General features: G+C 67.6%; 14 protein-coding genes. 6 read left to right on the forward strand and 8 right to left on the reverse strand.

The window, feature by feature from the left end; genetic code table 11:
- Nucleotides 1–124 precede the first annotated feature (124 nt).
- The gene (gene corA, locus ACKY0X_RS06240) at nucleotides 125–1,159 is read right to left on the reverse strand and encodes a magnesium/cobalt transporter CorA (RefSeq protein WP_409428738.1); all 1,035 of its coding nucleotides are present in this window, start codon (nucleotides 1,157–1,159) and stop codon (nucleotides 125–127) included.
- Nucleotides 1,160–1,332: 173 nt separating this feature from the next.
- Between corA and ACKY0X_RS06245 the strand changes: the two genes are divergently transcribed.
- Nucleotides 1,333–2,322 (forward strand): malate dehydrogenase, encoded by a 990-nt coding sequence (locus ACKY0X_RS06245; protein WP_409428739.1) that lies wholly within the window; start codon nucleotides 1,333–1,335, stop codon nucleotides 2,320–2,322.
- A 4-nt stretch (nucleotides 2,323–2,326) separates the two neighbouring features.
- On the opposite strand, the gene ACKY0X_RS06250 is transcribed toward ACKY0X_RS06245, so the two are convergent.
- Nucleotides 2,327–5,626 carry a LuxR C-terminal-related transcriptional regulator gene (locus ACKY0X_RS06250; RefSeq protein ID WP_409428740.1) on the reverse strand — a complete coding sequence of 1,100 codons (3,300 nt, stop codon included), beginning with the start codon at nucleotides 5,624–5,626 and terminating at the stop codon, nucleotides 2,327–2,329.
- Nucleotides 5,627–5,754: 128 nt separating this feature from the next.
- On the opposite strand from ACKY0X_RS06250, the gene ACKY0X_RS06255 reads away from it, so the two are divergent.
- Complete coding sequence (locus tag ACKY0X_RS06255) at nucleotides 5,755–6,936, forward strand: NADP-dependent malic enzyme (protein WP_409428741.1); 1,182 nt, start codon at nucleotides 5,755–5,757, stop codon at nucleotides 6,934–6,936.
- An 8-nt stretch (nucleotides 6,937–6,944) separates the two neighbouring features.
- The gene (locus ACKY0X_RS06260; RefSeq protein ID WP_409428742.1) at nucleotides 6,945–7,802 is read left to right on the forward strand and encodes a glycine betaine ABC transporter substrate-binding protein; all 858 of its coding nucleotides are present in this window, start codon (nucleotides 6,945–6,947) and stop codon (nucleotides 7,800–7,802) included.
- A gap of 30 nt (nucleotides 7,803–7,832) precedes the next feature.
- Here the strand turns inward: ACKY0X_RS06260 and ACKY0X_RS06265 are convergent, their stop codons facing one another.
- From ACKY0X_RS06265 to ACKY0X_RS06275, 3 genes are all read right to left on the reverse strand, one after another.
- The gene (locus ACKY0X_RS06265; RefSeq protein WP_409428743.1) at nucleotides 7,833–8,657 is read right to left on the reverse strand and encodes an SDR family NAD(P)-dependent oxidoreductase; all 825 of its coding nucleotides are present in this window, start codon (nucleotides 8,655–8,657) and stop codon (nucleotides 7,833–7,835) included.
- A 142-nt stretch (nucleotides 8,658–8,799) separates the two neighbouring features.
- Nucleotides 8,800–12,567, reverse strand: a complete 3,768-nt coding sequence (locus ACKY0X_RS06270; protein ID WP_409428744.1) for a multifunctional oxoglutarate decarboxylase/oxoglutarate dehydrogenase thiamine pyrophosphate-binding subunit/dihydrolipoyllysine-residue succinyltransferase subunit — start codon at nucleotides 12,565–12,567, stop codon at nucleotides 8,800–8,802.
- Between the two features lie 138 nt (nucleotides 12,568–12,705).
- Nucleotides 12,706–13,542: a hypothetical protein gene (locus ACKY0X_RS06275; protein ID WP_409428745.1), complete on the reverse strand. Its 837-nt coding sequence runs from the start codon at nucleotides 13,540–13,542 to the stop codon at nucleotides 12,706–12,708.
- A 298-nt stretch (nucleotides 13,543–13,840) separates the two neighbouring features.
- Here ACKY0X_RS06275 and ACKY0X_RS06280 point away from each other — a divergent pair, with 298 nt between their 5' ends.
- On the forward strand, nucleotides 13,841–15,760 hold the full coding sequence (locus ACKY0X_RS06280; RefSeq protein ID WP_409429526.1) for an MFS transporter: 1,920 nt from the start codon (nucleotides 13,841–13,843) through the stop codon (nucleotides 15,758–15,760).
- Nucleotides 15,761–15,782: 22 nt separating this feature from the next.
- Here ACKY0X_RS06280 and ACKY0X_RS06285 read toward each other — a convergent pair whose 3' ends face one another.
- On the reverse strand, nucleotides 15,783–16,355 hold the full coding sequence (locus tag ACKY0X_RS06285; RefSeq protein WP_409429527.1) for an LppP/LprE family lipoprotein: 573 nt from the start codon (nucleotides 16,353–16,355) through the stop codon (nucleotides 15,783–15,785).
- A 121-nt stretch (nucleotides 16,356–16,476) separates the two neighbouring features.
- On the opposite strand from ACKY0X_RS06285, the gene ACKY0X_RS06290 reads away from it, so the two are divergent.
- Together ACKY0X_RS06290 and ACKY0X_RS06295 are read left to right on the forward strand one after the other, a co-directional pair.
- Entirely contained in the window at nucleotides 16,477–18,228 is a 1,752-nt protein-coding gene (locus ACKY0X_RS06290; protein WP_409428746.1) for a DEAD/DEAH box helicase, read from the forward strand.
- Nucleotides 18,225–19,364 carry an acyltransferase family protein gene (locus ACKY0X_RS06295; RefSeq protein WP_065039889.1) on the forward strand — a complete coding sequence of 380 codons (1,140 nt, stop codon included), beginning with the start codon at nucleotides 18,225–18,227 and terminating at the stop codon, nucleotides 19,362–19,364. Before ACKY0X_RS06290 ends, ACKY0X_RS06295 begins: the two co-directional genes overlap by 4 nt.
- On the opposite strand, the gene ACKY0X_RS06300 is transcribed toward ACKY0X_RS06295, so the two are convergent.
- Together ACKY0X_RS06300 and ACKY0X_RS06305 are read right to left on the reverse strand one after the other, a co-directional pair.
- On the reverse strand, nucleotides 19,345–19,938 hold the full coding sequence (locus tag ACKY0X_RS06300; protein ID WP_409429528.1) for a TetR/AcrR family transcriptional regulator: 594 nt from the start codon (nucleotides 19,936–19,938) through the stop codon (nucleotides 19,345–19,347). The two genes, ACKY0X_RS06295 and ACKY0X_RS06300, sit on opposite strands and share 20 nt — an antisense overlap.
- Nucleotides 19,938–21,161, reverse strand: coding sequence for a cytochrome P450 (locus tag ACKY0X_RS06305; protein WP_065039888.1), 1,224 nt, complete (start codon nucleotides 21,159–21,161; stop codon nucleotides 19,938–19,940). Before ACKY0X_RS06305 ends, ACKY0X_RS06300 begins: the two co-directional genes overlap by 1 nt.
- Between the last annotated feature and the right edge of the window lie 11 nt (nucleotides 21,162–21,172).

Here is a 21,172-nt window from a genome sequence, read left to right on the forward strand (position 1 = left end):
CGTGTTTGTGCCAGACACGCCGCCGTTTGGTGTGCAACTGCGCACGCCCGCTCAGGGGCCGGATCGCCCGGAAGGCCGTGTTCACCCGCGGGGCGGGGGGCCGGGGCGCAGGGCAAACCGCGGCTTAGAGCCAGCCGTTGCGGCGGAACGCGCGGTAGAGCACCGCGGAGATCACACACATGCCCGCCACCACCATCGGATAGCCGAACGCCCAGTGCAGCACAGGCATTCGGTCGAAGTTCATGCCGTAGATGCCGGCGATCATGGTCGGGACGGCGATGATGCCGGCCCAGGCCGACATCTTGCGCATGTCGGTGTTCTGCTGCATGCCCACCCGCGCCAGCGCGGCCTGCACCAGCGAGCTGAGCAACTCGTCGTAGCCGGCGATCTGCTCGGCGGCGCGGGTCTGATGATCGGCGACGTCGCGCAGATAGCGCCGCACCTCTTTGGAGATCAGATCCCGGTAGTCGGTCTGCATCCGCTCAAACGGCACCGACAGTGGCGCGACCGCGCGCCGCAACTCGACGACCTCGCGTTTGATCTGGTAGATCGGTTCGACGTCGGTGCGGGTGCCGGGCGCGAACGCCGTCTCCTCGATGACGTCGATGTCGCTTTCCATGAGGTTGGTCACTTCGACGTAGCGGTCCACCACGTAGTCGGCGATGGCGTGCATCACGGCAAACGGGCCCAGCCGCATCTGCGCGGGATCGGTGTCCATCCTCTTGCGCACATCGGACAAGCCGCTGTGCTCACCGTGCCGGACGGTGACCACGAAGTTCTTGCCGACGAAGATCATGATCTCGCCTGTTTCGACGATCTCGCGCGGCAGCACCGCCGATTCGTGCGGCACGTAGTTGACGGTTTTCAGCGCCAGGAACAACGTGTCGTCGTAGCGCTCCAGCTTGGGCCGTTGATGCGCTTGAACAGCGTCTTCGACGGACAGCGGGTGCAATTGGAAGGTGGCGGCCACGCCCTGCATCTGGGCCTCGCCTGGCTCATGCAGGCCGACCCAGACGAATGCTTCTCGGCCACCGGCCTCGATCTCGCGCACCTTGGCCCGCGCTCCGGCGGGGGTGAAGTCGCCGGGAATCCGCTCGCCGTCTGCATAGACACCGCAGTCGACCAGCACTCGGGGTGTCGGGTCTTGCAACGCCGTCATGGCCGCTCTCCCTCCGGCGCAGGTGCCGGTCAAATGCTACGCGTTTGGCGTCAACGTGCACGGTGAGCGCGATCGGGGGCGGGAGGTCCCGAACTTTCGGCGACGACGCCGGTGCGCTAGTTTCGACCCGGACCAAAGCCAGACCAGCCGAACTCGTTCGAGGAGCACTTGACGTGAGCAAAACCCCACTCAAGGTGGCCGTCACCGGCGCCGCCGGCCAGATCGGCTACAGCCTGTTGTTCCGCCTGGCCAGCGGCTCGTTGCTCGGCCCCGACCGGCCGATCGAACTGCGCCTGCTGGAGATCGAGCCCGCCCTCAAGGCGCTCGAGGGTGTCGTCATGGAGCTCGACGACTGTGCCTTCCCGCTGCTGTCGGGTGTGCAGATCGGCTCGGACGCGAACAAGATCTTCGACGGCGTGAACCTGGCGCTGCTGGTCGGCGCCCGCCCGCGTGGTCCGGGCATGGAGCGCAGCGACCTGCTCGAGGCCAACGGTGCGATCTTCACCGCCCAGGGCAAGGCCCTCAATGCGGTCGCGGCCTCCGACATCCGGGTGGGTGTGACCGGCAACCCGGCCAACACCAACGCGCTGATCGCGATGACCAACGCCCCCGACATCCCCAACGAGCGCTTCTCCGCGCTGACCCGCCTGGACCACAACCGGGCCATCTCGCAGCTGGCCGCCAAGACCGGCGCCAAGGTCACCGACATCAAGAAGATGACCATCTGGGGCAACCACTCCGCGAGCCAGTACCCGGACCTGTTCCACGCCGAGGTCGGCGGGCGTAACGCCGCCGAGGTCGTGGGCGACCAGGCCTGGATCGAGAACGACTTCATCCCCACCGTCGCCAAGCGTGGCGCGGCGATCATCGACGCCCGTGGTGCCTCGTCGGCGGCCTCCGCCGCGTCGGCCACCGTCGACGCCGCCCGCGACTGGCTGCTGGGCAGCCCGGACAACGACTGGGTGTCGATGGCAGTGGTCTCCGACGGCTCGTACGGTGTGCCGGAGGGCCTGATCTCCTCGTTCCCGGTCACCACCTCCGGCGGTGACTGGAGCATCGTGCAGGGGCTGGAGATCGACGACTTCTCCCGCAGCCGGATCGATGCCTCGACCGCTGAGCTGGCCGAGGAGCGCGAGGCCGTCACCGGCCTGGGCCTGATCTGAGGCGTTAGGCCCGGCGGGCGACTTCCTGTGCGAGCTGCACTCGGGAAGTGAGCCCCAGCTTGGCGTAGACGTGGGTCAGATGCGTCTGCACGGTGCGCGGTGAAACGAAGAGTCGAGCGGCAATGTCTTTGTTCGGCAGTCCTTCGCTGACCAGCCGGGCGACGTCGAGCTCGGTCGGGGTAAGTGAGCCCCACCCGTTCGACGGCCGCTTGCGCTCGCCGCGCCCGCGCAGCGCGTAGCCGATGGCGTCCGCGGTGGACAGCGCGGCGCCATCGGCCCAAGCGGAGTCAAAGGCGTTGTCGTCCAACGACTCCCGCAGTGCGGTCAGCCAGGCGTGCCAGTCGGCGTCGTGGATCTTGAATCGGACAGCGCCGGTACGCGCCCGGATGCCGTCGGCGGCACCGAACAAGCGGGCGGCTTCCTGGGCGCTGCCGGCGCGCGAAGCCGTGGCGGCCAGGCACTCGAAGGCTTCGGCGATCCCGATCTGGGCGTTGGACTCGGCGGCGATCGCGAGTGCTTCGTAGAGATCGCGCTCGGCCCGCTCGGGTTCGCCTCGGGCGATCGCAACGCGCGCACGCGGGACGAGGCTCATGATCCGGTACCACCCAGTGGCCGCGGCGACACCGTCGTCGGCCCATCGCTGTGCGGCGGGCAGATCGCCTAGCGCCAGCGCCGTTTCGGCTCTGCACCAGCGGAATATGGCGGCGATCTGGTCGTAGACACCGATGTGATGCCACATCCGCTCCTGGGCCGACTCGGCTGCGGCCACGTCGCCTCGGGCCAATGCCGCCAGGCCCACCGCCATGTGGGCGACGCCCTCGTGCACGCCGCTGAGTTCGGAGCCGGTTTCGATCAGCGCCGCCAACACCTCGTCGGCTTGGCCGGCCTCGCACCGAAAAGCCAACGCCAGGGCCAGGTTCTGCAAGCCCAGGAACCGGTTGAGCAGGTCTGCCGCGCCGTCCGCCTCCACGATCATCTCGCGACAACGCGCGATCTCCCCGGCCAGATCGCCCTGCATGTAGCGCGCCATCCCTTGCCAGTTGCGGCAGTAACGCGAATGGAACTGGTCACCAATGGAATCGGCTAGTTCGCGCCCCTGTTGGCCGATCGCGAAGGCGCCATTGAGGTCGCCGGTCACCGCCGCCGCGTAGGTCTGCCAACCGAGGATCTGGCTCAGCCGCCAGCGGTCGCCCAGTGCGCGGGCCAGCTCGATCGCTTCGGCGAAGTACGGCGCCGCCACTTCCGCCTTGTAGGCGGCAATGCTCACGCAGGCGGTCAACGCCCTGGCGAGCAGCGCCGGGTCATCGAGCTCACGGGCGATCGCGACCGCTTCCTGTGCCTCGTCCAGGCTGTTCAACGCCAGGCCCCACGCGTTCAGCAGCGCGTGATCGGCCAAGGCCCGTGCTCGGACCGGACGGGCGATCCCGGAATCACCGCTCAATACGGGTTCGAACCAGGCCACGCCTTCGGCGATGCGGCCGTGTCCCAGCCAGAGCGGAAGGAGTGATGAGGCCAGGATCAAAGCCTGCTCTGGCTCGTCGTTCTCTTGGCTCCACGCGAAAGCGGCCCGGAGATTGTCGATCTCGGCATCTACTCGCGCCAGCATCAGTTCGTGCCCGTCATGGGGCGGGTTGTCCAGTGCGGCCGCCATCGCGGTGTAGTGGTCGCGGTGACGGGCACGGATGGCGTCGGCTTCACCGGATTCGCCCAGCTTTTCCATGGCGTACTGGCGCACCATCTCCAGCATCCGGTATCGCGTTCGGCCGCCTGTGTTTTCAGCGATCACGAGCGACTTGTCCACCAACAGGGTGAGTTGGTCGAGTACCTGATGGCTCGCGATGGCTCCGCATCCGGCCACGACCTGGGCGGCGTCGAGATGAAAGCCATCCATGAACGCGGCGAGTCGCCGGAACAACACCCGCTCGGGATCGGTGAGCAGGGCATGCGACCAGTCGACGGAGGCGTGCAGCGTCTGCTGGCGACGTACCGCGCGGCGCGAACCGCCGGTGAGCAGCCGGAACCGGTCGTGCAACCCCTCGAGGATCTCCTCGAGCGACAACGCGCGCACCCGCGCGGCCGCGAGCTCGATCGCCAGTGGCATGCCATCCAGGCGCCGGCAGATCTCCGCTATCGCGGCGGCGTTGTCGTCGGTGACATGAAAGTCCGGACGGGCGTGGCGGGCTCGGTCGGTGAACAAGGCGATGGACTCGTCGGCCAGCGACAGCGAGGGCACCCGCCAGACCACTTCACCGTCCACCGCGATCGGTTCTCTGCTGGTGGCCAGGAAGGTCACTTGTGGGCAGGTGCCGAGCAGGCCGAGCAGCAGCACTGCGGACGCATCGAGGAGATGTTCGCAGTTGTCCAGCACCATCAGCAGATGCCGCTCGCCGATCCAGCGGATCAGCGTGTCCAGCGCGGAGCGATCCGGCTGATCCGGCAGGCCCAGCGCCCGAGCCGCGATCATCGGCACCAGCTCCGGATCGGTGATCGGCGCCAGATCGACATAGCAGACGCCATCGGCGAATTGGTCCGCCAGCAGGCCCGCGATCTGCACCGCGAGCCGGGTCTTGCCTGCGCCACCCGAACCGGTCAACGTGACCAACCGGCTGTCGCCCAACAACGCCCGCACGTCATCGATCTGGGCGCCACGCCCGATGAAGCTGGTCAGCACAGCGGGCAGGTTGGTGGCCGCGACGGCCGTGGATGCCCGCAGTGGTGGAAAGTCGTTGCCCAGATCCGGGTGGCACAGCTGCAGCACGCGTTCGGGACGGGGCAGCCCGCGCAGCGGGTGGCTGCCCAATTCGATGAGCCAGGCATCGGCGGGAAGCCGGTCGACGACCAGGGCTTCGGTGATTGCCGAGAGGACGGTCTGGCCACCATGCCCCAGGTCGCGGATACGGGCGGTGCGGTTGATGGTCGGCCCGATGTAGTTGCCTGCCTCACTGGTTTGGCCGCGCAACTGCACCTCGCCGCTGTGCAGACCGATGCGGAGCCGAATCGGTGCCAGCGGTGCACGTTGCAGCGCCAAGGCGCAGGCGACCGCGTCGCTGGCCCGGGCGAACGCCGCCACAAAGCTGTCGCCCTCGCCCTGTTCGACGGGGCGCACCCCGTCATGGGCGGCGAGGACTTCGGCGAGGGTGTGGTCCAGGCGCGCGATCGCGGCCGTCATCTGTTCGGCCTGGGTCTCCCAGAGCCGTGTGGAGCCTTCGACGTCGGCCAGCAGCAACGTCACCGTTCCGGTCGGGAGTTCGCTCACACCCAACTCACTCCAGTTCACCGCAGGCGTGTCCGTGCGTTCGCTCATGCTAGCCAGCATGCGACCCGCCAGGCCGGCAAAACATCAGCGAAAGCGCGTAGATGCGTACGCGGGATGCGCTGGCTGCCCCAGCCGATCGAAAGAATGCAAAGCCAGCGAAGTACCCTGGACTATCGATGCCCGAGAACCTTGCGATGAACAGCTCGCCGATCGTCATCGGAGACGAAGAGATCTTCGAAGCCCACACGGGCGGGAAGATCTCCGTCGACCTCAAAACCCCGCTGGACACCCAGCGCGCGTTGTCGATCGCCTACACCCCCGGGGTGGCGCAGGTCAGTCGCGCCATCGCCGCGGACCACACGCTGGCGGCCCGCTACACCTGGGCGCACCGGCTGGTGGCCGTGGTCAGCGACGGAACGTCGGTACTGGGGCTGGGTGATCTTGGCCCGACGGCGTCCCTGCCGGTGATGGAGGGCAAGGCCGCGCTGTTCAAGACGTTCGCCGGCTTGGACTCCATTCCGATCGTGCTGGACACCAAGGACCCGGACGAGATCGTCGAGACACTGGTGCGGTTGCGCCCGTCGTTCGGGGCGGTCAATCTGGAGGACATCTCCGCCCCGCGATGCTTCGAGATCGAGCGGCGCGTGATCGAGGCGCTGGACTGCCCAGTGATGCACGATGACCAGCACGGCACCGCGATCGTGGCCTTGGCGGCGCTGCTGGGAGCGGCCAAGGTAGTCGACCGTGACATCGCGTCGCTGCGGGTGGTGGTTTCCGGTGCCGGCGCCGCCGGGGTGGCCTGCGCGAACATTCTGCTGTCGCGGGGCGTCTCGGAGATGATCGTGCTCGATTCGCAGGGCGTGCTGCATCCGGAGCGTTCCGGCATGAACGACGTCAAGCTTGAGCTGGCGCAGCGGACCAACCCGCGTGGTCTGACCGGCGGCCTGGCCGAGGCTCTGGCCGGCGCCGACGTCTTCCTGGGCGCGTCGGGTGGCGTGGTGCCCGAGGAGCTGATCGCGTCGATGGCGCCGGGTGGTGTGGTGTTCGCGCTCTCGAACCCCGATCCCGAGATCCACCCCGACTTGGCATCCAAGTACGCGGCGGTGGTAGCGACCGGTCGCAGCGATTTCCCCAACCAGATCAACAACGTGCTGGCCTTCCCCGGGGTGTTCCGTGGTGCGCTGGACGCCGGTGCGCGCCGCATCACCGAGGCGATGAAGTTGGCTGCAGCAGAGGCGATTTTCTCCGTCGTCGCCGACGAGCTGGCGCCAGACCGTATCGTGCCCAGCCCGCTGGACCCCCGGGTCGAGCCGGCCGTTGCGGCCGCTGTTGCGGCGGCCGCCGACTCCGCGTCGTAGAGCGCACGGTGCCCAGGCCGCTAGGACATCACCTGCGCCGCCTGACGCTCGGATGCGCGGCTGTGCTGATCGCCGGTTGTGCTGCCCATCCGGGGTCGCCGCCGTTGAGTGTGGGGACGTCGCCGGATCCGCAGTCGCAGGTCCTGGGCCATCTGTATGCGAGCGCCCTGCGCGGTACCGGTGCCGCGGTGCGGCTTGAGGTTGTCGCCGATCCGGTCGCCGGGTTGGATGCGGGGGAGTTGACTGTCGTTCCCGGTTTCACCGGCCGCTTCCTGGCGACGTTCGCACGTGATTCCGCGGCCCGCTCCGACCGGGGCGTCTACTGGGCGTTGGCCGGCGCGCTGCCGGAGGGTCTCGCGGTCGGTGACTACGCCATGACCGCCGAAGACAAGCCCACATTTGCCGTGACGAAGGCGACCGCGACCGCGTGGGGCGGCACCGACTTGCCCGCGCTCGTCAAACATTGCACCGGGTTGACGGTCGGCGCTGTCGCGGGCGCGCGGGCGCCGAATGTGGTGGGCCGTTGCAAGCTGCCGAAGGTGCGCGAATTCCCTGATGACGCAGCGCTGTTCGCCGCGCTGCAGGGCCGCCAGATCACCGCGGCATGGTCTAGTACTGCCGACCCCGACGTGCCGGAAGGGACCGTGCTGCTCACCGACGCGCGCCCCGCACTGGTCCGCGCCGAGAATGTGGTGCCGCTGTATCGCCGAAACGAGTTGACCGAGGCCCAACTCCTGGCGGTCAATCAGGTGGCCGGCGTGCTCGACACCGACTCACTGATCGACATGCATCGACAGGTGGCCGACGGCGCCGACCCACAGGTTGTCGTCGACGCTTTCTTGGACGAGCACCCGCTGGGGCGCTAGGGGCCGCTTCCGACTAGGCGCCCCTGCCCCCTAGCTGGGCCTGAATCTGGGCAAAACAAACGAGAACAGGCGTTGGTAGCGCGAGCCCAGGATGCGCACGAGCAGGTCCAAAATCCGCGCGTCGTTTCCGATGAGCACGCGGGCCCGGTTCTTGCTGACGCCGTGGAGGATCACTCGGGCGGCCTCTTCGGCAGTGGTAGAGGCCAGCCGTCGGTCGAAGAAGTCGGCCATGGCCGCGGCGTCCAGCCCTTCGGCGACGGTGGCGTTGCGGGCGATAGCGGTCTTGATGCCGCCCGGGTGCACCGTGGTGACCTTGACCGGATGCTTGGCGATGGCCATCTCCTGGTTCAACGCCTCGGTGAAGCCGCGGACCGCGAACTTCGCCGCGTTGTAGGCGGCCTGGCCGGGTATGGACAGCAGCCCGAACAAACTGGAGATGTTGATGACGTGTCCGTCGCCGGATTCGATCAGGTGCGGCAGGAAAGCCTTGGTGCCGTTGACCACGCCCCAGAAGTCGACGTCCATCACCCGCTCGATGTCCTTGAACGGGCTGACCTCGACGTCGCCGCTGAACGCGATGCCGGCGTTGTTGTAGACCTGATTGACCTTGCCGAAGTGCTCTTTGACCTCTTCGGCGTAGGCGAGGAACGCTTCGCGCTCGGTGACGTCGAGGCGGTCGGCCTTGACCCGTACCCCCAGCGCTTTCAGCCGCCGCTCGGTCTGGGCGAGCCCCTCGGTGTCGACGTCGCTGATCGCCAGCTGCGCTCCAGAGCGGGCCAGCTCGATGGCCAGCGCTTGACCGATGCCTGATCCGGCACCGGTGACGACGGCGACTTTCCCGGCGAATCCCTGCATGTGCTCTCCCCAACGGTTGGTGGAATACCGAGTTTATCCGGTACCGCGGGTACTGGATTAGGTGCCCTCGGTGAGCGTGCGCAGTTGCTCAGCACGACACGGCGTGTTGCGCACAAACACGCACATTCGCCGGCCTGGTGGCTCAGCCGAATGCCGAGTCGATGATCTCCTGCTGCTCGACCGCATGCACCTTCGACGACCCCGAGGACGGTGCCGACATCGCCCGCCGCGAGATCCGCTTGACCCCGGTCAGCTTCTCCGGCAACAGCTCGGGCAGCTCCAGACCGAACCGCGGCCACGCGCCCTGGTTGGCCGGCTCCTCCTGCACCCAGAAGAACTCCCTGGCGTTGGGGTAGCGGTCCAGCGTCTCGGCGAGGCGGCGCTTGGGCAGCGGCGCCAGTTGTTCGATCCGCACGATCGCGATGTCGTCACGGCCGTCCTTGGCCTTCCGGGTGGCCAGCTCGTAGTAGAGCTTGCCGCTGGTCAGCAGCACCCGGGTGACCTTGCTGCGGTCGCCCACACCGTCCTCGTAGGTGGGTTCTTCGAGCACCGAGCGGAATTTGACGTCGGTGAAGTCCTTGACGTCGCTGATCGCGGCCTTGTTGCGCAGCATCGACTTCGGCGTGAACACGATCAGCGGCCGCTGGATCCCGTCGAGGGCATGCCTGCGCAGCAGGTGGAAGTAGTTCGAGGGGGTCGACGGCATCGCGATCGTCATCGAGCCCTCCGCCCACAGCTGCAGGAAGCGCTCGATACGCCCGGAGGTGTGGTCGGGGCCCTGGCCCTCGTGGCCGTGCGGCAGCAGCAGCACCACGTTGGACAGCTGGCCCCACTTGGCCTCGCCGGAGCTGATGAACTCGTCGATGATCGACTGGGCGCCGTTGACGAAGTCGCCGAACTGCGCCTCCCACAGCACCAGGGCGTCGGGGTTGCCGACGGTGTAGCCGTACTCGAAACCGACGGCGGCGAATTCCGACAGCGGCGAGTCATAGACCAGGAATTTGCCGCCGGTCGGGGTGCCGTCGGCGTTGGTGGCCAGCAGCTGCAACGGGCTGAACTCCGCGCCGTTGGCCTGGTCGATGATCACCGAGTGCCGCTGCGAGAAGGTGCCTCGGCGGGTGTCCTGCCCGGACAGCCGGATCAGCTTGCCTTCGGCGACCAGCGAGCCCAGCGCCAGTAGCTCGCCGAATGCCCAGTCCACCTTGCCCTCGTACGCCATCTCGCGGCGGCGCTCCAGCACCGGAAGCACGCGCGGATGCACGGTGAAGCCCTCGGGGATCGCCATGAACGCGTCGCCGATGCGGGCCAGCATCGCCTTGTCGACCGCGGTATTCAACCCGCGCGGCACCTGCTGCTCGGACTCCACCGACTCGCTGGGCAGCGCGGCATGCTTTTCCAGTTCGCGGATCTCGTTGAACACCCGCTCCAGTTGGCCGTGGTAGTCGCGCAGCGCGTCCTCAGCCTCTTTCATCGAGATGTCGCCGCGGCCGATCAGGTCCTCGGTGTAGCTCTTGCGGACACTGTTCTTGGTGCCGATCACGTCGTACATGTAGGGGTTGGTCATCGACGGGTCGTCGCCCTCGTTGTGCCCGCGGCGGCGGTAGCACAGCATGTCGATGATGACGTCCTTGTGGAACTTCTGCCGGAAGTCCACCGCCAGCCGCGCCACCCAGTCACACGCTTCCGGGTCGTCGCCGTTGACGTGGAAGATCGGCGCACCGATCATCTTGGCCACGTCGGTGCAGTACTCGCTGGAACGCGAGTAGTCCGGCGCCGTGGTGAAACCGATCTGGTTGTTGACCACGATGTGGATGGTGCCGCCGACCCGGTAGCCGGGCAGCAGTGCCATGTTCAGCGTCTCGGCGACCACGCCCTGGCCGGCGAACGCGGCGTCGCCGTGCAGCATCATCGGCACCACCGAGAATGGCGGGTCTTCGTCGGTGCCCAGGGCGCCCCGGCCCAGCAGATCCTGGCGGGACCGGACCAGTCCCTCCAGCACCGGGTCGACGGCCTCCAGGTGTGACGGGTTGGCGGTCAGCGACACCTGAATGTCGTTGTCGCCGAACATCTGCAGGTACACACCGGTGGCACCCAGGTGGTACTTGACGTCGCCGGAGCCGTGCGCCTCGGCCGGGTTGAGGTTGCCCTCGAACTCGGTGAAGATCTGCGAGTAGGGCTTGCCGACGATGTTGGCCAACACGTTGAGCCGGCCGCGGTGCGGCATCCCGATGACCACCTCGTCGAGGCCGTGCTCGGCGCACTGGTCGATGGCGGCGTCCATCATCGGGATGACGGTCTCGGCGCCCTCCAGGGAGAACCGCTTCTGGCCGACGTACTTGGTCTGCAGGAAGCTTTCGAACGCCTCGGCGGCGTTGAGCTTGCTCAGAATGTACTTCTGCTGCGCCACAGTCGGTTTGACGTGCTTGACCTCGATGCGCTCCTGCAGCCACTGCTGCTGCTCCGGCTCGAGGATGTGGGTGTACTCCACGCCGACGTGGCGGCAGTAGGCGTCGCGCAGCACCGACAGAATCTCGCGCAGCTTGCGGATGTCGCCGCCGGGCAGGCCCTCGACCTTGAATTCCCGGTCCAGGTCCCACAACGTCAGGCCGTGGCTCTGCACGTCCAGGTCGGGGTGGCTGCGGAATCGGGTGTTGTCCAGACGCAGCGGGTCGATGTCGGCCATCAGGTGGCCGCGGTTGCGGTAGGCGGCGATCAGCTCGACGACGCGGGCGTTCTTGTCGACGACCGAGTCCGGGTTGTCCGTGCGCCACCGCACCGGCTCGTAGGGGATGGACAGTTCGAAGAAGATCTCGTCCCAGAACGCGTCCGAGAGCAGCATCTCGTGCACGGTGCGCAGGAAGTCTCCCGATTCCGCGCCCTGGATGATGCGGTGGTCATAGGTCGAGGTCAGGGTGATGACCTTGCCCACCCCGAGTTCGGCGATGCGCTGCTCGCTGGCGCCCTGGAACTCGGCCGGGTACTCCATCGCGCCGACGCCGATGATCGCGCCCTGGCCGGCCATCAGTCGCGGCACCGAGTGCACGGTGCCGATGGTGCCGGGGTTGGTCAGCGAGATCGTCACCCCGGCGAAGTCCTCGGCGGTGAGCTTGCCGTCGCGGGCCCGACGCACGATGTCTTCGTAGGCGTCGACGAACTGCGCGAAGCGCAGCGATTCCGAGCCCTTGATGGCAGCCACCACCAGGGAGCGCTTGCCGCCGGCGCCCTGCAGGTCGATGGCCAGCCCCAGGTTGGTGTGGGCCGGTGTGACGGCGTTCGGCTTGCCGTCGACCTCGGCGAAATGCCGATTCATGTTGGGGAACTGCTTGACCGCCTGCACGATCGCGTAACCCAGCAGGTGGGTGAACGAGATCTTGCCGCCGCGGGTGCGCTTGAGCTGGTTGTTGATGACGACGCGGTTGTCGATCATCAGCTTGGCCGGCACGGCGCGCACGCTGGTGGCCGTCGGCACCTCCAGGGAGGTGGACATGTTCTTGACCACTGCCGCGGCGGCTCCACGCAACACCTGCAGCTCGTCGTCGGCGAGCGGCGCGGGAGCCTGCGAGGCGGCAGGCTTGGCGGCCGGGGCAGGCTTGGCGGCGGGGGCCGGTTTAGCGGCGGGGGCCGGGGCGGCAGCGGCCGGTGCCGCGGGGGCGGGAGCTGCAGGAGCGGGGGGAGCCGGTTGCGCTGGCGCAGCCGGTCGGGCCGCACCGTCAACGCCGGGTGCATGCGCCGATCCCAGCCTCGACTCTCCTCCGTCGAGCCTCGCTGAATCGCCGGGCGCGTCGGGGGAGTAGTCGGCCAGGAACTCGTGCCAGCTGGGATCCACAGAGGAGGGATCCTCGCGGAATTTGCGGTACATCTCCTCGACTAGCCACTCGTTCTGACCGAAGGGTGAACTGATACCGCTCACGACAGCTTCTCGCCTCGATTCCTGGTCGTTCGGCGTGGCACTTGCGCCCGCGCCCGCCTGCCTCATAAAGGCTAGCCTCTCGGAGATATTCCGCCAGGCTCGCGGCCGCTTGTCCGGCGGCCCCGGTCTCGCTGACGATTATGCGGAGTGTGCATCGCCGTCGTGCAGGGCCGGCACCAGATGCAAGTTCACCGGCCAGCGGCGGGCGGGCGTGCCGAACGCCTTGCGGGCATTGCCGATGATCTTCTTGCCCATCAGCCGGTTCCCGATGGCGCCGATCACAGCTCCCAGGCCGACCGGCAACAGCTTGCCGAACGCCAGCGCCCCGCGGCGCAGGGTGAAGCGCTTGACGAAGTACCGCAGCAGCCGAGAGTTCAACTCCTTGACCGCCGGGAGCGGCAGCGCCGCGACACCCGCAGAACCCTCGGCGAGCCACGCGCCGCTGGTGCGGCCCGGGCCGAGCAGGTCGGCGAGCGCGCCCTTGCCCTGGTCGCCCACCAACACCGCCAGCACCAGCGCGCGGCGCCGATCCCGGTTGTCCACGGGAATGCCGTGTACCTCCGCGACGGACAGTACGAAGAACGCGGTGGCCTCCAGGAAGACCGCGGTCTCCCCGGCTACCGCCGACAGTGCCATCAGGGTGCCGATCGCCGGCACCGCCGCGGTGGCGCCCACCGCAGCGCCGCTGGCTGTCGCTGCTGCCAGGTACCGCTTCTCCAGCTTTGCTATCACCTGGGCCGGGTCGGCATCGGGATCGGTTCGCCGCAGGCGCTCCACGTAAGCCCGCACCGCCGGACCCTGCACCCGCTCGCTGCGCTCGATGACCCGCGCCAGCACCCGGGCCGCCATGCTCGGCTGCTCCTCGTCGGGTTCATGCGGCGGTCCCAGCTTCGCCTCTCCTCCGTCGAGCCTCGCTGAACCACCGGGGGCCGGCGCCGGGGCCTGCGCCGGGCGTCGCCGTCGAAAGATGCCCATGGCTGCCTCCCGTTTGGACTCGGTGGTGTTCAGGCTAACGCGCTGGTGATTGGTTACCCGTTTCAACGGACGCGATCGTCATCCCGCAGCGAACAGCACCACGGCGCTCCGAGTTGTTCCCGGCATCATCTGTCCGTAGCGTCGCAGGGAGGTGGGTTGATGCCCCGAACAGCACAGCGCAGCGACGGGAGGGCGGCGCTTGAGCAGCACGTATGACGACCCGGAACGCGCTGATATCGCGCGTTCCGGTCCGGCGCGCTCGGCTGATCCGGTCAACCCGTGGAACGCCCTGTGGGCGATGATGCTCGGCTTCTTCGTGATCCTGGTGGATTCCACGATCGTGGCCGTCGCCAACCCGAGCATCATGTCGGCGCTCGACATCGGCTACGACACGGTGATCTGGGTTACCAGTGCCTACCTGCTGGGCTACGCGGTACCGCTGCTGGTCGCCGGTCGTCTCGGCGACCAGTTCGGACCCAAGAACCTGTACCTGATCGGGCTGGCCGTGTTCACCGCGGCGTCGCTGTGGTGCGGTTTGGCCGGGAGCATCGAGATGCTGATCGCCGCCCGGGCCGTCCAGGGCGTCGGTGCCGCCCTGTTGACCCCGCAAACACTGTCGGTGATCACCCGCACGTTCCCTCCGGAACGGCGCGGCGCGGCCATGAGCGTATGGGGCGCGACCGCCGGGGTAGCCACGTTGGTCGGGCCGTTGGCCGGCGGCGTGCTGGTCGACCGGCTGGGCTGGGAGTGGATCTTCTTCGTCAACGTCCCCATCGGTGCCATCGGCCTCGTTCTGGCGATCGTGCTGATCCCCGAACTGCCGGTGCACCGTCATCGCTTCGACATCCTCGGCGTGGCGCTGTCGGGGGCCGGAATGTTCCTGCTGGTCTTCGCCCTGCAGGAAGGTGAGTCGCAGGGATGGGCGCCGTGGATCTGGGCGCAGATCTTCGGCGGCATCTGCTGCATGGCGGTTTTCGTCTACTGGCAGGCCGTCACCGACGGTGAGCCGTTGGTACCTCTGCATATCTTCCGTGACCTCGACTTCGGGCTGGCCAACGTCGGCGTGGCCGTCATCGGTTTCGCGGTCACCGGGATGGTGCTGCCGGTGATGTTCTACGCGCAGGCGGTGTGCGACATGTCACCCACCCGTTCCGCGCTGCTGACCGCCCCGATGGCGGTCGCCAGCGGAGTGCTGGCACCGATTGTGGGAAAGATCGTCGACCGCGCTCATCCCCGGGCCGTGGTCGGATTCGGCTTCTCGGTACTGGCGATCGGGCTCACCTGGCTGTCCATCGAGATGACACCGGTGACCCCCATCTGGCGGCTGGTGCTGCCGTTTGCGGTCATCGGGGTCGGAATGGCATTTATCTGGTCGCCGCTGGCGGCCACCGCCACCCGCAACCTTCCGCCGCATCTGGCCGGTGCCGGTTCCGGGGTCTACAACGCGACGCGCCAGGTCGGGGCGGTGTTGGGCAGCGCGGGCATGGCCGCCTTCATGACGTCGCGGATCGCCGCCGACCTGCCGCCGATGCCGGGTGGCCCGCACCCCGAGCATGCTTCCGCAGTCCTGGAGCTGCCCGAGTTCCTGCACGAGCCGTTCGCGGCGGCGATGTCGGAGGCGACGCTGCTGCCGGCATTTGTGGCGCTGTTCGGTGTGGTAGCTGCGCTGTTCATGGTCGGTTATGTCATCGACCCGGGCCGCCGGACGACCAGCCGGAGCGGCGGCGGCACCGATGCCGACGATTTCGGTGACTACGACGACTTCGATGATTCCGACGACTTCGACGACTTCACCAACCTCGTTGAGGGCCCCGGTAACGCCAGAGCCCCTGAACGCGTCAGCGTGTCCCGACGCTTCCATGCCCTGAACGCCGAACCTGAGGTCGACGAACGCACTGACCGGATCCCGGTTGTCGCCCCGCGGACTCCTCAGGCCCGTCGTGCGCCGGACCCCGCCACCGAACCGCTGACTGTCGAGATTCCGCCGGTGCCGGCGGTGATTGCCGAGCCCGAGCCGACAGCACTGCACCACAACGGTTTTGACGTCGATGCGGGACACCGGCTACGTCCGCTCACCAACGGGGCTGCGGTGCCCGACGTGCTGGCCAAATTCGGGATCACCGGCAACAGTCCGACCCGCCGAAATCGGCACTATCGCGAGGACCCCGACGACACCGATGCCTTCGGGCGGCACTCGCGGCGCGACAGTTGGTTCTAAGGGCTTCTCAGGGCGCGACCGGTTACCGGGTGGTGTTGCCGATGATGTCCACCCCATTGCCGTTCCAGTGGAATTTCACGATCCCGGCCAACCCCGGTATGCCGCTGGCGTTTCGCAGCACCACCGTGTCGCCGGTGGATTGCGCCACGTCGATTCCGCTGAACCCATAGGTGTCCGGCACGGCTTGGGGAAGGAATTCGCCGCGGTGAAACAGCACCGCACGCGTACTCGGGTGTTCGGCATTGGTGTTGGCCTTGACGATCACCGCCGAGATATCGGCGCAGGCGTTGTAGTTGCCGGCCAGTGGCTCCGGGCTCCAAGGTTGCTTGCTGCGCGGATCGGCGGGCAGCTCGGAGACCGCTTTGGCGATCGCCGGCGCGGCCAGGTTGACCGCGCACGGGTCGGCGGGGGCCGGGCTGTCGGACGTGGCGGGCCCGGTGGTGGCGGGGGGCGCCTCCGGCGGCGCGGCGGCCGGGCTGGTGTTCTCCGGGGTTTTGGCGACGGTGGAGTCGCCCGAACCGCAACCGGCCAGCAGAGCTGCGGCCAGTGCGGCGATCAGTCCTGAGGATTTGGCGGCACTCGGCACACCGGGCACCGTACCGCCGCCCGGCCGGCTGCCCGGGGAGGCGCGGCCGAGCACCGATGTCGGTCGCCGTGGTCCGGGCGCTCAACTGTGGCGTGAGGCGGACCTGTTTGCCCGTAGACTGCTAGGCGCTATGACCTCGCCTGATGCCCCCGTTGAACCTTTCCCGGACACCACCGGGTCCCCTTCTGACCCGATTGCCCCAACTTTCGCTGACCTGCAGATCCACCCCTCGGTGCTGAAGGCCGTCGCCGACGTCGGTTATGAGACGCCCTCGGCGATTCAGGCCGCCACCATCCCGGCCTTGCTGGAGGGCTCCGACGTGGTGGGGCTGGCCCAGACCGGAACCGGCAAGACCGCCGCGTTCGCCATTCCGATCCTGTCGCGCATCGACACCACGAGCAAGGCCACCCAGGCGCTGGTGCTCGCGCCAACCCGCGAGTTGGCGCTGCAGGTCGCCGAGGCGTTCGGGCGTTACGGTGCGCATCTGCCTCGGATCAACGTGCTGCCGATCTACGGCGGTGCTTCTTACACCGTGCAGCTGTCCGGTCTGAAGCGCGGGGCGCAGGTCGTGGTCGGTACTCCGGGCCGGGTCATCGATCACCTGGAACGCGGCAGCCTGGACTTGTCGCACCTGGATTACCTGGTGCTCGACGAGGCCGACGAGATGCTGCAGATGGGCTTCGCCGAGGACGTCGAACGCATCCTGGCAGACACCCCCGAGTACAAGCAGGTGGCCCTGTTCTCGGCGACCATGCCCTCGGCGATTCGCCGCATCACCAGCCGTTACCTGCACGACCCCGTCGAAGTCACCGTCAAGGCGAAAACCACCACGGCGGAGAACATCTCGCAGCGCTACATCGAGGTCGCCGGGCCGCGAAAGATGGACGCCCTGACTCGGGTGCTCGAAGTCGAACCCTTCGAAGCGATGATCGTCTTCGTCCGCACCAAGCAGGCCACCGAAGAGGTAGCCGAAAAACTGCGCGCCCGAGGATTTTCCGCGGCGGCGATCAATGGTGACATCGCGCAGGCGCAGCGGGAACGGACCATCACCGCCCTGAAGAACGGCAACATCGACATCCTGGTGGCCACCGATGTCGCCGCCCGCGGACTGGACGTGGACCGGATCTCGCACGTCGTCAACTACGACATTCCCAACGACCCCGAGGCCTATGTGCACCGGATCGGGCGCACCGGACGAGCCGGGCGCTCGGGAACCGCGCTGCTGTTTGTCAACCCGCGGGAACGCCACCTGCTCAGGTTGATCGAGAAGGTGACTCGGCAGAAGCTGATCGAGTCCGAGCTGCCCAGCGTCGAGGACGTCAATGCTCAGCGGGTCGCCAAGTTCGCCGACGCGATCACCAATCACCTCGGTGCGTCGGGCATCGAATTGTTCCGCCGCTTGGTCGAGGACTACAGCCGCGAGCACAACGTGCCGATGGCCGACATTGCCGCCGCACTGGCGCTGCAGTCCCGCGACGGCGAGGCGTTCCTGATGGTGGAACCGCCGCCGGACAAGCGACGCGAACGTGCCAAGTCGGATCGCGACGGCGGCCGGGACGACCGCAAAGGTGACCGCAAGGGCCCACCGAAAGACGGATTCGCCACCTATCGGATCTCGGTCGGCAAGCGCCACAAGGTCAACCCCGGTGCGATCGTCGGGGCACTGGCCAACGAGGGTGGACTGCACCGCAGCGATTTCGGCAACATCAGCATCAAGGTGGACCACTCGCTGGTCGAGCTGCCCGCCAAACTATCCGGCAAGACCTTCAAGGCGTTGGAGCAGACCAGGATTCAAGGTCAGCTGATCAACCTGCGTCGCGAACGGCCGTCTGGTAAACCCGATCGGCGCGGCGAGGGCGGGTACCGGAAACGGACCGAATGACCCTGCCGCGCGACGACGTGGCCCAGGGCGGGCTCGAGCAGGTCGCCCAGGTCGATCGGGTCGCGTCGCTGACCGGTGTGCGTGCGGTGGCCGCGCTTTTGGTGGTCGGTACGCATGCGGCCTACACCACCGGCAAGTACACCCACGGCTATGCGGGGCTGCTGGGTTCTCGGATGGAGATCGGCGTGCCGATCTTTTTCGTGTTGTCCGGTTTTCTGCTGTTTCAGCCGTGGGTGCGCGCTGCCGCATTGGGCCGGCCGGACCCGTCGGTGCGCCGCTACGCCTGGCACCGGGTGCGACGGATCATGCCCGCCTATGTCGTCACGGTGCTGCTGGCCTATGTGATCTACCACTACCGCACCGCCGGACCGAACCCCGGCCACAACTGGATCGGGTTGCTGCGGAACCTGACGCTGACCCAGATCTACACCGACAATTACATGTTCGGTTATCTGCACCAAGGCCTCACCCAGATGTGGAGCCTCGCAGTCGAAGTCGCCTTCTACGTGGTGCTGCCCCTGCTGGCCTATGCCACATTGGTCTGGCTGTGCCGTCGGCGGTGGCGGCCCGGGCTGCTGCTGGCCGGGTTAGTCGCGGCCGCGGCGATCACGCCGGCCTGGTTGACGCTGGTACACACGACCGACTTCCTGCCCGACGGCGCCCGACTGTGGCTTCCGGGTTATCTGGCGTGGTTCGTCGCCGGGATGATGCTCACGGTGCTGCAGGCGATGGGCGTGCGCTGCTACGGCTTCGTGGCAATTCCGTTGGCGCTCATCTGCTATCTCATCGCGTCCACACCGATCGCCGGGGAACCCACCACCTCGCCGGCGAAACTGTCCGAGGCGCTGGTCAAGGCCGGGTTCTACGCGGTGATCGCCGCGCTGATGGTGGCCCCGCTGGCGTTGGGCAATCGCGGTTGGTACGCGCGGCTGCTGGCGAGCCGGCCGATGGTGTGGCTGGGGGAGATCTCCTACGAGATCTTCCTGGTTCACCTAGTGCTGATGGAGGTGGTGATGGTGGAGGTGCTGCACACCCCGGTCTACACCGGCTCGATGTTGGCGCTGTTTGTGGTCACCATGCTGGTCACCGTGCCGGTGTCCTGGCTGCTGCACCGGCTCACCCGGGTGCGGAGTTAAGCCGCCCCGGCGAGACCACGACCGGCACCACGAACTGCGTCAGCATTTCCCGCTCGTCGTCGGCGTCGCGCCCCGGGAAGCTCAGCATCGACGTCACCACCCGCACCACCCAGCGGGCGCGTTGCTGAACGGCGTCGTTGTCTTCGGTGTCCAACGCGGACAGGAACGACGCGACCATCACGGTGATGACATCGGACTGGGCGGCCATCGCGGCACCGATCGGTGGTCCGGTCTCGGCGAACCATGACACCAGCGCCGGATTGCCGCGCACCAATGCCAGCGATTCGGTGATCCCGGCGACCAGCCGATCCGCCGGGTCATCGATGCCGGCCAGCCGTCGGGTCAACTCGTCATATAGCGCATTAGCCCATCGGTGCACGTAGGCGGTGTGCAGCGCGTCGCGGCTCTCGAAGTACCGATACAGCGTCGCGCGGGAACAGCCTGCGGCGCGGGCAATCTCAGTCATGCCCACCGAGGCGGGGTCCTGCTGCGCGAACAGCTTCTCGGCCGCATCGAGAATCTTCTCGGCGGCCAGCTCACCGCGCTGATCGGACAGCCAGGCCCGCCCGGCCATCATGATCCGACGGTGAAGGGAACCGAGAGCGGACGTCGCACGTAACTGCCACCGGCCCAAACGATCCCGGATTCGTCGACCGTGTAGTTCGGGCAGCGGGCCAGCAGTTCCTCCAACGCCACCCGCGCCTGCATCCGGGCCGCCTGGTTGCCGATGCAGTGGTGCGCGCCGTAGCTGAAGGTCATGATCTGGTGCGGCTTGCGGCGCACGTTGAGCTCGGCGGCGTCCGGGCCGAACTGGCGCTCGTCGCGGTTGCCCGAGCCGTAGAGCAGCAACACCTTGCGGTCCGCCGGAATGGTGGTCTCGCCGATGGTGACATCGCGGGTGGTGGTGCGGGCCAGCCCCTGAACGGGAGAGGTCAGCCGCAGCAACTCCTCGACGGCGTCGCGGATCAGCTCGGGCTGATCGACCAGCAGCTGACGCTGATCGGGGTGTTGCTGCAGCAGTTGCACTGAGCCGCCGAGCATTCCAGTGGTCGTGTCGTTGCCGCCGGTCACCATGGTGAAGGTGAACGCCAGCACCGCCAGCAGTCCGGTGACGTCGCCGTCGGCACCCATTCCGGCTGCCACCAGATGTGAGACCGTGTCGTCCTGCGGGTCGGTGCGGCGGCGTTCGATGAGGCCGCTGAAGTAGGCCATCATCTCGCCGATCGCGTCGCCGGCCGAGGCAACGCCGTCTTCGCTGACGGTGGCCGCGACGACCGCCTCGGTCCAGCGATCGAATTGGCTGCGGTCCTCCTCGGGCACGCCCAGGTAGTGCGCGACCACCATCGACGGCAGCGGCTTGAACAGCTCGGCGACGATATCTCCCGCGCCGCCGTTGGCCTGCAGCCGTTCGAGGCGCTCGACGACGAACTCGCGCACCTTGGGCTCGAGCAACTCGACCTGCCGCGGCATGAAGCCACGGGCCACCAGCTTGCGGAACTCGGTGTGTACCGGCGGATCCTGCATCACCATCGGCGGGTTGTCGGCCAGGCCGATCATCTCCAGCTCGCCGTAGTTGACGGTCAGCCCTTGCGCGGAGGAGAACGTCTCGTGGTCGGCCGCGGCCGCCCAGATGTCGGCGTGCCGGGACAGCACGTAGTAGTCCTGATTCGGCGCGTGCTCCGGGACCACGTGGTGGACCGGGTCGTGGTCGCGCAGCGCGGCGTACATCGGCCAGGGGTTGGGCCAGGTGTCGGCGTTGCAGAGTTCAAATTTCGGATGAGACAGCGTGGTCGTCATGTCTCATTGAT

Origin of the sequence: Mycobacterium sp. SMC-11 (assembly GCF_046250095.1) — a bacterium.
GTDB lineage: Bacteria > Actinomycetota > Actinomycetes > Mycobacteriales > Mycobacteriaceae > Mycobacterium > Mycobacterium heraklionense_A.